This is a genomic window from Streptomyces sp. NPDC020958, from assembly GCF_055562175.1.
This window is the reverse complement of record NZ_JBVHFU010000003.1, coordinates 72,716-85,023: the sequence shown is the minus strand read 5'-3', so window position 1 is coordinate 85,023 and position 12,308 is coordinate 72,716. Positions and strand designations below refer to the sequence as shown.

General features: G+C 70.4%; 9 protein-coding genes and 2 pseudogenes. 4 read left to right on the top strand and 7 right to left on the bottom strand.

Going from position 1 to position 12,308, the window contains the following annotated elements:
• Window positions 1-15 precede the first annotated feature (15 nt).
• The gene (locus ACZ3KP_RS10695; RefSeq protein ID WP_467498215.1) at window positions 16-2,181 is read left to right on the top strand and encodes a RecQ family ATP-dependent DNA helicase; all 2,166 of its coding nucleotides are present in this window, start codon (window positions 16-18) and stop codon (window positions 2,179-2,181) included.
• A 286-nt stretch (window positions 2,182-2,467) separates the two neighbouring features.
• Entirely contained in the window at window positions 2,468-3,088 is a 621-nt protein-coding gene (locus tag ACZ3KP_RS10690) for a hypothetical protein (RefSeq protein ID WP_467498213.1), read from the top strand.
• A gap of 565 nt (window positions 3,089-3,653) precedes the next feature.
• Here the strand turns inward: ACZ3KP_RS10690 and ACZ3KP_RS10685 are convergent.
• The 3 genes and pseudogenes from ACZ3KP_RS10685 to ACZ3KP_RS10675 all read right to left on the bottom strand — a co-directional run.
• Entirely contained in the window at window positions 3,654-4,280 is a 627-nt protein-coding gene (locus ACZ3KP_RS10685) for a hypothetical protein (protein WP_358979517.1), read from the bottom strand.
• A gap of 68 nt (window positions 4,281-4,348) precedes the next feature.
• Entirely contained in the window at window positions 4,349-5,050 is a 702-nt protein-coding gene (locus ACZ3KP_RS10680) for a ribonuclease HII (RefSeq protein WP_467498211.1), read from the bottom strand.
• Window positions 5,051-5,128: 78 nt separating this feature from the next.
• Window positions 5,129-5,686 (bottom strand): annotated as a pseudogene (locus ACZ3KP_RS10675) (TetR/AcrR family transcriptional regulator); the annotation flags it as partial.
• Window positions 5,687-5,712: 26 nt separating this feature from the next.
• On the opposite strand from ACZ3KP_RS10675, the pseudogene ACZ3KP_RS10670 reads away from it, so the two are divergent.
• Window positions 5,713-6,180: pseudogene (locus tag ACZ3KP_RS10670) on the top strand (MFS transporter); the annotation flags it as partial.
• A gap of 152 nt (window positions 6,181-6,332) precedes the next feature.
• Here ACZ3KP_RS10670 and ACZ3KP_RS10665 read toward each other — a convergent pair.
• The 3 genes from ACZ3KP_RS10665 to ACZ3KP_RS10655 all read right to left on the bottom strand — a co-directional run bounded on the left by ACZ3KP_RS10665 (window position 6,333) and on the right by ACZ3KP_RS10655 (window position 8,624).
• On the bottom strand, window positions 6,333-7,262 hold the full coding sequence (locus ACZ3KP_RS10665) for an ADP-ribosylglycohydrolase family protein (protein WP_467498209.1): 930 nt from the start codon (window positions 7,260-7,262) through the stop codon (window positions 6,333-6,335).
• Window positions 7,263-7,272: 10 nt separating this feature from the next.
• Window positions 7,273-7,932 carry a histidine phosphatase family protein gene (locus ACZ3KP_RS10660; RefSeq protein WP_467498207.1) on the bottom strand — a complete coding sequence of 220 codons (660 nt, stop codon included), beginning with the start codon at window positions 7,930-7,932 and terminating at the stop codon, window positions 7,273-7,275.
• 86 nt (window positions 7,933-8,018) lie between these two features.
• Window positions 8,019-8,624 (bottom strand): YdbC family protein, encoded by a 606-nt coding sequence (locus tag ACZ3KP_RS10655; RefSeq protein ID WP_132893609.1) that lies wholly within the window; start codon window positions 8,622-8,624, stop codon window positions 8,019-8,021.
• Between the two features lie 151 nt (window positions 8,625-8,775).
• On the opposite strand from ACZ3KP_RS10655, the gene ACZ3KP_RS10650 reads away from it, so the two are divergent.
• Complete coding sequence (locus tag ACZ3KP_RS10650; RefSeq protein WP_467498205.1) at window positions 8,776-9,309, top strand: TerD family protein; 534 nt, start codon at window positions 8,776-8,778, stop codon at window positions 9,307-9,309.
• 76 nt (window positions 9,310-9,385) lie between these two features.
• Here the strand turns inward: ACZ3KP_RS10650 and ACZ3KP_RS10645 are convergent, their stop codons facing one another.
• Complete coding sequence (locus tag ACZ3KP_RS10645) at window positions 9,386-12,280, bottom strand: vitamin B12-dependent ribonucleotide reductase (RefSeq protein ID WP_467498203.1); 2,895 nt, start codon at window positions 12,278-12,280, stop codon at window positions 9,386-9,388.
• Between the last annotated feature and the right edge of the window lie 28 nt (window positions 12,281-12,308).

The window sequence follows — 12,308 nt, the reverse complement described above, 5'->3', positions numbered from 1 at the left end:
TGTTGTATGGGACTCATGGAGCACACGAGCAACGCGGATCTCCGGGCCCGGGCGGACGCCGTCCTCGCCCGTCTCGTCGGCAACGAAACCGGCACGGCCCGGCTGCGCGAAGACCAGTGGCGGGCGATCGAGGCACTGGTCGCCGACCGGCGCCGGGCCCTGGTCGTGCAACGCACGGGCTGGGGCAAGTCCGCGGTGTACTTCGTGGCGACCTCACTGCTGCGGGCCACGGGCAGCGGCCCGACGGTGATCGTCTCCCCGCTGCTCGCGCTCATGCGCAACCAGGTGGAGGCGGCGGCCCGGGCGGGTATCCACGCCCGCACCATCAACTCCTCCAACACCGAGGACTGGGACGCGATCCAGGCGGAGATCGCGGCCGGTGAGGTCGACGTCCTCCTCGTGTCACCCGAGCGCCTCAACAACCCCGACTTCCGCGACCAGGTGCTGCCCAGGCTCGCCGCGGCGACCGGCCTGCTCGTCGTGGACGAGGCCCACTGCATCTCCGACTGGGGCCACGACTTCCGGCCCGACTACCGACGGCTGCGCACCATGCTCGCCGACCTCCCGGCGGGCGTGCCGGTGCTGGCCACCACCGCCACGGCCAACGCGCGTGTGACCGCGGACGTCGCCGAGCAGCTCGGCACCGGTGGCGGCTCGGACGCGCTGGTGCTGCGCGGCCCACTGGACCGGGAGAGCCTCAGCCTGGGCGTGCTGCGGTTGCCGGACGCCGCGCACCGGATGGCGTGGCTGGCCGATCACCTGGGCGAACTGCCGGGTTCCGGCATCGTCTACACGCTCACCGTGGCGGCGGCCGAGGAGGTCACCGCCTTCCTGCGGCAACGCGGGCACGCCGTGGCGTCGTACACGGGGAAGACGGAGAACGCCGACCGGCAGCAGGCCGAGGACGACCTGCTCGGCAACCGGGTCAAGGCGCTGATCGCCACTTCCGCCCTCGGCATGGGCTTCGACAAGCCCGACCTCGGCTTCGTGGTGCACCTGGGCTCGCCTTCCTCCCCGATCGCCTACTACCAGCAGGTGGGCCGTGCCGGACGCGGTGTCGAGCACGCCGAGGTGCTGCTGTTGCCGGGCCCGGAGGACGAGGCGATCTGGAGTTACTTCGCCTCGCTCGCCTTCCCGTCGGAGGATCTGGTCCGCCGCACCCTGGACGTCCTGTCCCGGGCCGGGGGCCCGATGTCGTTGCCCGCGCTGGAGCCCTTGGTGGAGCTGCGTCGGTCCCGGCTGGAGGCCATGCTGAAGGTTCTCGATGTGGACGGCGCGGTCAAGCGGGTCAAGGGCGGCTGGATCGCGACCGGACAGCCGTGGACGTACGACGCCGAGCGGTACGCGTGGGTGGCACGGCAGCGCGAGGCCGAGCAGCAGGCCATGCGGGAGTACGCGGCCACCGGGGACTGCCGGATGGAGTTCCTGCAGCGCCAACTGGACGACGAGGGCGCGAAGCCGTGCGGCCGCTGCGACAACTGCGCCCGGCCGCGCTTCACCGCGGACACCTCATCGGCCGCGGTGGACGCGGCTCGGGTCGATCTGGGGCGCGCCGGTGTCGAAGTGGAACCCCGCCGGATGTGGCCCACCGGTCTGCCGGCGATCGGCATCGAGCTCAAGGGACGCATCCCGGCCGGTGAACAGGCGTCGCCGGGGCGCGCCCTGGGACGGTTGTCGGACATCGGGTGGGGCAACCGGCTGCGACCGTTGCTCGCACCGCAGGCCCCGGACACCCAGGTGCCGGACGATGTGGCCCGTGCCGTGGTGGAGGTGCTCGCCGACTGGGCGAAGGGTCCCGGCGGCTGGGCCGCGGGAGCGGCCGACGCACAGCCCAGGCCACGAGGGGTCGTCACCGTCGCCTCGCGCACCAGGCCTCGACTGGTCCACTCCCTCGGGGCGCGGATCGCTGAGATCGGCAGACTGCCGCTCCTGGGGTCCGTGGAGTACGCGCACGAGGCGCAGCCGGTCCCACGCAGCAACAGCGCGCAGCGCCTGAAGGCTCTCGACGGTGCGCTGACCGTGCCGCCCGCCCTCGCCGACGCCCTCGCCGAGGTCCAGGGGCCCGTGCTGCTGGTGGACGACTTCACCGAGACGGGCTGGACGCTGGCCGTAGCGGCGCGGCTGCTCAGGAGGGCCGGGGCGCGGGGCGTGTTGCCGCTGGTCCTGGCCGTTCAGGGCTGATCGGCGCGGTGTCGTTCGCATACGGTGCCGGGTTCGGCGCACGAGTGTGCCGTTGCGGGATGTCCCAGGGGTCGCCGAGCGCCTCCGGGGGTAGGGATATAAGTAACACACCCCCAGATAACAGTCGGTGGCCCCATTTGCTCGTTGCCGCATCCAAGTTCGACAGGAAGAATTGAGGTCCGCTCCCCGCACGGCTCGTCCGTGATCCGGTTGGGCTTTGCTGCGGTGCGCGCTCCCCCGAATCCAATCCCGCCCGCTGTGTGGGCGCGTAGCCGAAGGGAGGAACGTGACCTTCGGATTCGCTCCGTCCTCGGCAGCATCGTTGTCGACGTCCGCGTCCGCCGCTTCCGCCAGTCGTCTGCTCGAGCCCGCAGAGTGGGCCGACGCCGGAATACCGCTGCTGCGCAACCCGCGTGAGGTGGTCAGCGGGCTGCACACCCGGCACCGTCCACGGCTGGGCACCGCGATCGTGGCGGTCCTCGACCCGGAGGAGCGCCTGTGCGCCAGCGCCTCCTTCACTCGGCGTTCCGCCCCGGCCGACGGCTGGATGTCCCGCAACGTGCTGCTCGCCCAGTTGCGCCGGGTCATCCCGCACGACCTGCGCCGCCGCACCCCGGTGCGGACCGCCGTGCTGCTCTACTGCCGCGAGGGGGACGCGCGTTGGACGGAGGAGGACGGCGCCTGGATGTGGGGGCTGCGGGACGCCTGCACCCTGCACGGGCTGCGCTGCGGGGCGTACATCACGCTGACCCACGACGGCTGGCAGGTGCTCGGCGAGGGCCGCGGCGGACGCCGCCCCAGTGCCGACTCGACTCCTGAACCCTTCGCCCTGTCCGCGGTGCCGCCGCCGGCACCGCGCACCGGGGGCGCCGCCTCGGAGGTACTGCGCCGCGCGGCCGCTCGCTGAACCCCGGCCCCAAAAGGGGCACCGGCCGGACACGCACCACCGGGCACGGCACCCTGAACCTGCCGCACCGTGCTCGCCGGCCGCTCGCGGCACTCCCGACGAACCTGCCGCGGCGGCGAGAGGGCCTGCCGTGTCAGTGAGCAGGAGCGACCTACCGTGTCGCTGAGCGGCAGCGGCCTACCGTCTCACCGAGGCGGGGCGGCCTGCCCCATGGTGAGCCGGGGCGGCCTGCCGCATCGGTGAGCCGGGGCGTCCCGCCGTGCGAGCGATGCGTCCCGCCGTGCGGCCCCTCGGCGGCCCCGGCCCGGTACCCGCGTTGCGGACCCACGGCCCGGTGTCCGCGTTGGGGATCCAGGGACGGTACCCGCGTTGCGGACCCACGGCCCGGTGTCCGTGTTGCGGATGCGCCCCAGCGCCCGCGCGGCGACCCTCCGCCCTCTGCCGGACGGCGGCTCCACGACGGCAGCGGCCACCGCGGTTCTCCAGGCATGCCGAAGGCACCACTGTGCCGGTCTCCGCCGAACCCCTTCGGTACCTCCGCGTCCACGGAGGCGCCGGAGGCGGCTCAGACCCCCGCGCCCAGTACCGAGTTGATGCGCTGCGGGTCGCCGCAGACGATCAGCAGGGCACCGGCCCGCGAAAGGGCCAGCGGCAAGGCGGTGGCGGCGACGGTGTCCGGACCGCCGTTCACGGCGACGACCACGACGGCGCGGGTCGCGGCACGGGAGGCGACCGCGGCGTCCGCGTAGAAGACGTCGTCGCCCGCGTCGTGCTGCGCCCAGTAGGAGGTTTCACCGAAGGACAGCTCGTGCTCGGCCCACGGGTGCTGCGGGCCGGTGGTGATCACCAGCACGTCACCGGGGGCACGGCCCGAGTCGAGGAGCAGGTCCACTGCTTCCTCGGCCGCGTCGAGAGCGCTCTCGACCGAGGCCGGGATCAGCTGGATCTGCGGGGCCGCCGCTGTCGCGGCGGGCACGGCCGGGCCGGACGGGCCTGGCTTGGCCACCTCCCGCGGGGTGCGCTGCACCGGCGGCGTCGGCCGCACGGGGCCGGGACGACCGGGACGCGACGGAGCCGCGGGGCGGGGGCCGGGTACGGGACGGGGGGTCGGCGCGGTACGGCCACTGGCCGGAGTGGCGCGGGGACCCTGGGCACTCTCGTGAATCTGAGGCTCCTCGGGAATGAGAGGCATGAGCTGATATTTATCAAACGTTGGTGCAGGTGAGGTGAACTGGGTGGCACAACAGTGCGACTGGAGCGTCAGAAGTCGAAGCCGAGCTGACCCTCGATCTCCGGAACGCTGCCCTCCGCCCAGCTGCGGACCTTCTTGAGGTGCCGCCACTGGGGCAGCGCATCAAGATACGCCCACGACAACCGGTGGTACGGGGTGGGGCCCCGCTCCTCCAGTGCGGCCTTGTGCACGGGCGACGGATACCCGGCGTTGGCCGCAAATCCGAAGTCTGCATGGTCGATACCCAGTTCGGCCATCATTTTGTCGCGCTGAACTTTGGCGATCACCGAGGCCGCCGCGACGGCCACGCACGAGCGGTCACCCTTGACGACCGTGCGCACTTGCCAGGGGCGGCCCAGGTAGTCGTGCTTACCGTCGAGGATGACGGCGTCGGGACGGACCGGCAAGGCTTCCAGGGCACGGCCGGCCGCGAGCCGCAGCGCGGCCGTCATCCCGAGGTCGTCGATCTCCTCCGGGGAGGCATGCCCCAGGGCGTACGCCGTGACCCATGTCCGTAGGACCTCGGCAAGTTCCGTACGCCGCTTGAGGGTCAGCAGTTTGGAGTCCGTGAGCCCCTCGGGCGGCCGGCGAAGACCGGTGACCGCGGCACAGACGGTGACGGGCCCGGCCCAGGCGCCCCGCCCCACCTCGTCGACCCCGGCAATGACCTTCGCTCCGGTCGTCGCGCGAAGGGAGCGCTCGACGGTGTGGGTAGGTGGTTCGTACGGCATGGCGCCCTTAGCGTACGCCGCACTGATCCCTGAGCGACACCCGGCCCACCGGGGCCCCGGCCGACGCCGGGCCGTGGTTCAGACCCCGCGCGGCGCCAGCAGCGGGAGCATCAGCTGGTCGACCATCTCCTCGATTTCCTGATCGCTCCATTCGCTTGCAGAAATCTTGGATCGGTACATCATCATCGCCGGAATGACATCGAGGACATAGCTGTTGGCCCCGCCAGCCCGTACGTCACCCCGCTCCACGCCGCGCTTGACCACCTGTCTCACCAACCTGGTGGTCGGGCCCACAACCCCTTCGAAGATCACCCCGTGGAAACGTTCGACCTGCATGTGATCGCATTCGTGAATCACTGATCGCAGCGCGAAACCAGGCCGCGAGAACATCGCGCCCCGGGCCTGGCGGCACAGTGCGAGCAGGTCCTCGCGCACACTTCCGAGATCGGAGGCCTCCTCCAGCCGGGGCAGCCCGGCCTGCAGTGCGTCGGCGACCAGGTCCTCCTTGGAGGACCAACGACGGTAGACCGCGGCTTTCCCTGTCTGGGCGACGGCGGCGACGCCCTCCATGGTGAGACCGCTCCAGCCGACGGTGCTGAGCTGCTCCAGGGAGGCATCCAGGATCGCGCGTTCGAGAGCGTGGCGCTGGTCGGCAGACCTTCGTCAAGCCGGACAGCTCGTACCTCGGCGGCGGGCTGGGGCCCATGCTGGTCTTCGGTTTTGGGATGGGCCTGAACTTCGTGACGGTGACCAGCATGGCGGTCGCCGGTGTCACGCCGCAGGAGGCCGGCGCGGCGTCCGGTCTGCTGAACGCCATGCAGCAGATGGGCGGTGCACTGGGTCTGTCGATCCTGACCACGCTCTTCGGCTCGGCCAGCAAGGACGAGGCGAAGAAGCAGCTGCCGAAGTTCCTCGCCCACGGTTCGCCGGCGCAGAAGGCGGAGTTCGCCAGGTCCCATCAGCTGCCGGCGCCGTGGGGACACGAGGTGCTCGCGCACGGCATCTCCACGGCGTTCGTCCCCGCCGCCGTGATGGCCGGACTCGGCCTGCTCACCGCCTGGCTGGTGATCAAGGTCAGCAAGAGCGATCTCGAAGCCCTCGCCGGCGCCGGCGGCCCAGAGGCGGGCTGACCTCACGCAGACACCGATGGTGGCCCGGAGTTCCCTCCGGGCACGGGGAGCGCCCGCGGGCGGCGCCAGAGGGGAGCGGTGACCGTACGCCGGGAGCCGTGCAGGCACATCGTGACCGGTGGCACGGACGGCGGCCGGTGCCGGTGGGGTGGTCACCCGCCTGCGGCGGGGCCCGTTCCCGTCGGCACCCATCCCGGCAGCGGCTCCGTCCGCTGCGCCCAGGCGGCCGGCGGGGCGCCCGCCTTGCCGCCGGCCAGTACGCCGCCCACGATGGCGCAGGTGGTGTCCACGTCACCGCCGACCTGGGCGGTCGTCCAGAAGGCCGTCTCGTAGTCGCCGAGGGCGCGTGCCGCCGACCAGAGGGCGAAGGGGACGGTGTCATGGGCGGTCGTACGCCGTCCGCAGCCCAGGACGGCCGCGACGGTGCCCGCGTCACCGTAGTCGAGCATGTCACGGGCGCGACGCAGACCCTGGCCGACGGCGCTCCTGGGGATGAGCGAGACGACACCGTCGAGGAGGGCCTCGGGGCTCGGCGGGCCGTCGGGCGCGGCCGCGAGGGCGGCGGCCGCCGCCACGGCCATGGCCCCTACGACCGCCTCGCGGTGCTGATGCGTGGGGTAGGCCGAGATCTCGGCCTGGTGGGTGGCCTGCTCCGGGTCGTCCGCGTACCAGGCACCCAGGGGCGCGATTCGCATCGCCGCGCCGTTGCCCCATGATCCCTGGCCGTTGAAGAGGGCGGCGGCCAGTTCACGCCAGTCGCCTCCCTCCCGGACCAGGCGGAGCAGCCGGTTGACGGCGGGGCCGTAGCCCCGGTCGAAGTCATGGTGCGTGGCGAAGGAGTGGGCCAGTGCGTCCTGGTCGATGCGGTGGTGGGCGGCCAGGACCGCGACGACGGAGCCGGCCATCTCGGTGTCGTCGGTCCACTGCCAGGGGTCGGGTGGCAGCTCGCGCCGCTTGAGCAGCGGAAGGTTCGCCGGCACGAAGAACTGTGAGCCGAGCGCGTCGCCGACGGCGAGTCCGCGCAGGGCCGCCAGGGCGCGGTCCAGGCGCCCTGAGGTCGAGGAGTCGAAGGAGGAGGTCATCGCGGCCAGCCTAGCCGCTCATCCAGTGGGGTTCCGGGTCCCGCCAGCGGTCGAACGGCTGGTCGAGGGTGTACTTGCCGTCGTCTCCGAGAAGGAGCATCCGCATCTCGGCGTTCCCAGGATTGGAGAGCGACTCGAACTCCGCGACCGTCCAGTGGAACCAGCGCATGCAGAACAGCCGCATCGCCAGCCCGTGGGTCACGAGGAGCACGTTGGGCGGGTGGTCCGGCGCCTCGAAGCTGCGGAACAGGCTCTCCAGGAAGCCGCCGACCCGGTCGTACACGTCGGCTCCGGACTCGCCCTGCGGGAAGCGGAAGAAGAAGTGCCCGTACGCGTCCCGGTACGTCTTCTGCAGGCGTACGTCGTCGCGGTCCTGCCAGTTTCCCCAGTCCTGCTCGCGCAGCCGGGGCTCCTCGCGCACGCGTATGAGATCCGGGTCCAGCTGGAAGGCGCTGAGGGTCTCGTGAGTACGGCGGTACGGGGAGACGTACACGCTGACGCGCTCCCGGCCGAAGATGTCCCGGATGCGTTTGCCGGTCTCCTCCGCCTGCCGCCGGCCCCGCTCGGTCAGGGCCAGCGCGTGGTCGGGTTCGCGCTCGTACACGGAGTCGTCGACGTTGCCGGTTGACTCGCCGTGCCGGACAAGGACGATGCGCCGTGGTCGTGCCATGCCAAAACCCTAGATCCAGTGGCGCGAAGTCGGGCACTCGGATGGGCCCCATACAGCGCAGGTCACACCCATCACGGGTTGGATTTTCAAACGATCCAGCTCGGTTCGAGCTCCACGATGTCGCCCGTGAGGGCCGCGATATCGGCTTCCGTCTGGGCACGCAGCGCCAGCCGCTCCACCCGTTCGGTGCGGTACTTGCCGTGTTCGGCGGCCGACCGCCACATCGAAAGGATCATGAACTCGTGGGCCGGGGCCTCCGCGAACATGCCGCGGATCATGCCGGGGGAACCGGCCATCGCCGGGTTCCAGACCTTCTCCTGCATCAGGGTGAAATGCTCCACCCGCTCCTCGTGCACCCGGCAGAGCGCCACCCGGACCAGGTCGGCGTCCGTGAACCGCGGCTCGAAGCCGGTCTTCACGTCGAACCGGTACTCGAACAACTTGACCTGCTGATCCTTGTACGTACCGGCCTGGGACGCGGCCAGACGGTCGTGCGAACGCGCCATGAAGGAGTCGTAGAAGGCACGGCTCTCCCAGAAGGCGAAGGTGTGCGCCACTCCGGGACGCTGCCGACTCCAGCCCCCGCCCTGTCCCCGAAATCCCGGCTCCCCCGGAAGCCCCGCCCATTTCCGCTGCCCCCGCTCGAAGCCCCGGCGGTCCACCACGGTGCAGCGAATCCACTTGACCAGCACCGCGCCATCGTAAGGCCATGGAGCGTGGCGTCGGTCACGCTCCGGCTGAGATCACCCGCGCATGCGCCCCCGCGCGCGTGGCACGATGGACAAAGAGCCTTGGCAGCCCATCAGTTGGGGAAGTGGACCTCTAGGGGGAAGGGGACGCGTGGTGAGCGGTTTCAGCAAGGCGATCCGCAAGGTCGAGGTCGCGGTGAAGTGGGATCCCAGCCCGTCCGGGCAGCCGCCCACCGATCTCGACGTCGTGGCCGGGACGTTCACGGCGGCGGATCCGTACGGAACTCCGGCCTATCTGGTGCACTTCGACAGCCGGTCGCCGGACGGAACCATCTTCCTCAACCGCGACAGCCAGGACGGCAAGGGCTTCGGCTGGGACGAGGTGATGACGCTCGAACTCGACCGGCTCGCCGACCGGTACGCGCGCGTGGTCGTCGGAGTGGTCATCCAGCAGCGGTCGGCGCACCGGACGTTCGTCAACGTCCTGAACCCGGCCGTGCGGGTCCGCGAGGGATACACCGTGCTGGCCGAGGACGACTTCGGCTCGGTCCTCGGGTCCACGGCCGCCGCGGTCGCGGAGTTCGTGCGCGACGAGTCCGGTGACTGGGGCTTCCGGCCCGGCCTGCACGGCTTCGACGACGACCCGGAGGACTTCGCCCGCGCCATGGGCGGGCTGGGGCGTCCCTGACGACGGAAGTGGAAGACGGTGAACGGTAAGGGGCGTCGGCCATGGCCGACGCCCCTTACCTCACTTCATCGAACCGTCAGCTGCAGCCGCTGGTCGAGCCGCAACCCTCGCAGATGTAGCAGGAGCCGGCCCGCTGCATCTTCGTACCGCAGGAGAAGCAGAGCGGGGCGTCGGCCTGGATGCCCAGCTGCATCTCCACCAGTTCGGCGCTGGTGTGGGCCTGCTGCGGTGCGGGCTTGGCAGCCTGGGGCCGCGGGGAGGCGACGGCCTTCAGCTCCTGGGCGCGCGGCGCCGACTGGGCCAGGCCCTCGACGTCGACCTCGTCGTCCTCGATGGACGGCTCGTACGAACCGGTCTCCAGGTGGCGCTGACGCTCTTCGGCGGAGTGGATGCCGAGCGCCGAGCGCGTCTCGAAGGGCAGGAAGTCCAACGCCAGGCGGCGGAAGATGTAGTCGACGATCGACTGCGCCATCCGCACGTCCGGGTCGTCCGTCATGCCGGCCGGCTCGAAGCGCATGTTGGTGAACTTCGAGACGTAGGTCTCCAGCGGCACGCCGTACTGCAGGCCGACGGAGACCGCGATGGAGAAGGCGTCCATCATGCCCGCGAGGGTGGAACCCTGCTTGGACATCTTCAGGAAGACCTCGCCCAGGCCGTCGTCGGGGTAGGAGTTGGCCGTCATGTAGCCCTCGGCGCCGCCGACGGTGAAGGACGTGGTGATGCCGGGACGACCCTTCGGGAGGCGCTTGCGGACCGGGCGGTACTCGATGACCTTCTCGACCGTCTCGCGGATGGTCGCCTCGGCCTTCTCGGCGACCTCCTCCTTCTCCTTCTCCTTGGTCTTGGCGGAGAGCGGCTGGCCGACCTTGCAGTTGTCGCGGTAGATCGCGAGCGCCTTGACGCCGAGCTTCCAGGCCTCGAAGTAGATCTCCTCGACCTCCTCGACGGTCGCCGACTCCGGCATGTTGACCGTCTTGGAGATGGCACCGGAGATCCACGGCTGGATCGCGGCCATCATGCGGACGTGGCCCATCGGGGAGATGGCGCGCTCGCCCATGGCGCAGTCGAAGACCTCGTAGTGCTCGTGCTTGAGGCCGGGGGCGTCGATCACGTTGCCGTGTTCGGCGATGTGGGCGACGATCGCCTCGATCTGCTCCTCCTGGTAGCCCAGGCGGCGCAGGGCCTGCGGGACCGTGCCGTTGACGATCTGCATCGAGCCGCCGCCGACCAGCTTCTTGAACTTGACCAGGGCGAGGTCGGGCTCGACCCCGGTGGTGTCGCAGGACATGGCGAGACCGATGGTGCCGGTCGGCGCGAGGACGGACGCCTGGGAGTTACGGAAGCCGTTCTTCTGGCCGAGGCGCACCACGTCCTGCCAGGCCTCCGTGGCGGCGGCCCAGACCGGGGTGTCCAGGTCGTCCATGCGGACGGCGACGGTGTTGGCGTCGGCGTGCTGCTGCATGACGCGGTTGTGGGCGTCGGCGTTGCGGGCGTAGCCGTCGTACGGGCCGACGACCGCGGCGAGCTCCGCGGAGCGCTTGTACGCGGTACCGGTCATCAGGGAGGTGATGGCACCGGCGAGCGCACGGCCGCCTTCGGAGTCGTAGGCGTGACCGGTCGCCATCAGCAGGGCGCCGAGGTTGGCGTAGCCGATGCCGAGCTGGCGGAAGGCGCGGGTGTTCTCGCCGATCTTCTGGGTCGGGAAGTCCGCGAAGCAGATGGAGATGTCCATCGCGGTGATGACGAGCTCGACGACCTTGCTGAAGCGCTCGACGTCGAAGGACTGGTTGCCCTTGCCGTCGTCCTTGAGGAACTTCATCAGGTTCAGCGAGGCGAGGTTGCAGGACGTGTTGTCCAGGTGCATGTACTCGCTGCAGGGGTTCGAGCCGTTGATCCGGCCGGACTCCGGGCAGGTGTGCCAGTGGTTGATGGTGTCGTCGTACTGGATGCCCGGGTCGGCGCAGGCCCAGGCGGCCTCGGCCATCTTGCGGAACAGGCTCTTGGCCTGGACCTCCTCGATGACCTCTCCGGTCATCCGGCCGCGCAGCCCGAACTGGCCGCCCTGCTCGACCGCCCTCATGAACTCGTCGTTCACGCGGACCGAGTTGTTGGCGTTCTGGTACTGGACGGACGTGATGTCGTCGCCGCCCAGGTCCATGTCGAAGCCCGCGTCACGCAGGGCGCGGATCTTCTCCTCCTCCTTGACCTTGGTCTCGATGAAGTCCTCGATGTCGGGGTGGTCGACGTCGAGGATGACCATCTTGGCGGCACGGCGGGTGGCACCGCCCGACTTGATGGTTCCGGCGGAGGCGTCGGCGCCGCGCATGAAGGAGACCGGTCCGGAGGCGTTGCCGCCGGAGGAGAGGAGTTCCTTGGAGGAACGGATGCGGGAGAGGTTGAGGCCGGCTCCGGAGCCGCCCTTGAAGATCATCCCCTCTTCCTTGTACCAGTCGAGGATCGACTCCATGGAGTCGTCGACGGACAGGATGAAGCAGGCGGAGACCTGCTGGGGCTGCGGGGTGCCCACGTTGAACCACACGGGGCTGTTGAAGCTGAAGATCTGGTGCAGGAGGGCGTAAGCCAGCTCGTGCTCGAAGATCTCGGCGTCGGCGGGGGTGGCGAAGTACTTGTGGTCCTCGCCGGCCTTCCGGTAGGTCTTCACGATGCGGTCGATCAGCTGCCGGAGGCTGGTCTCGCGCTGCGGGGTGCCGACGGCACCGCGGAAGTACTTGCTGGTGACGATGTTGACCGCGTTCAACGACCAGAAGTCGGGGAACTCGACGCCACGCTGCTCGAAGTTGACCGAGCCGTCGCGCCAGTTGGTCATGACGACGTCACGGCGCTCCCAGCTCACCTCGTCGTACGGGTGCACGCCGGGGGTGGTGTGGATGCGCTCGATACGCAGTCCCTTGGTGGCCTTCGTCCCCTTCGCGCGGGAACTCCGTGCCGGACCGCTCGCCGTCTCTGTCATGCCGCCTCCCTGTACGGGCTAAAACGCC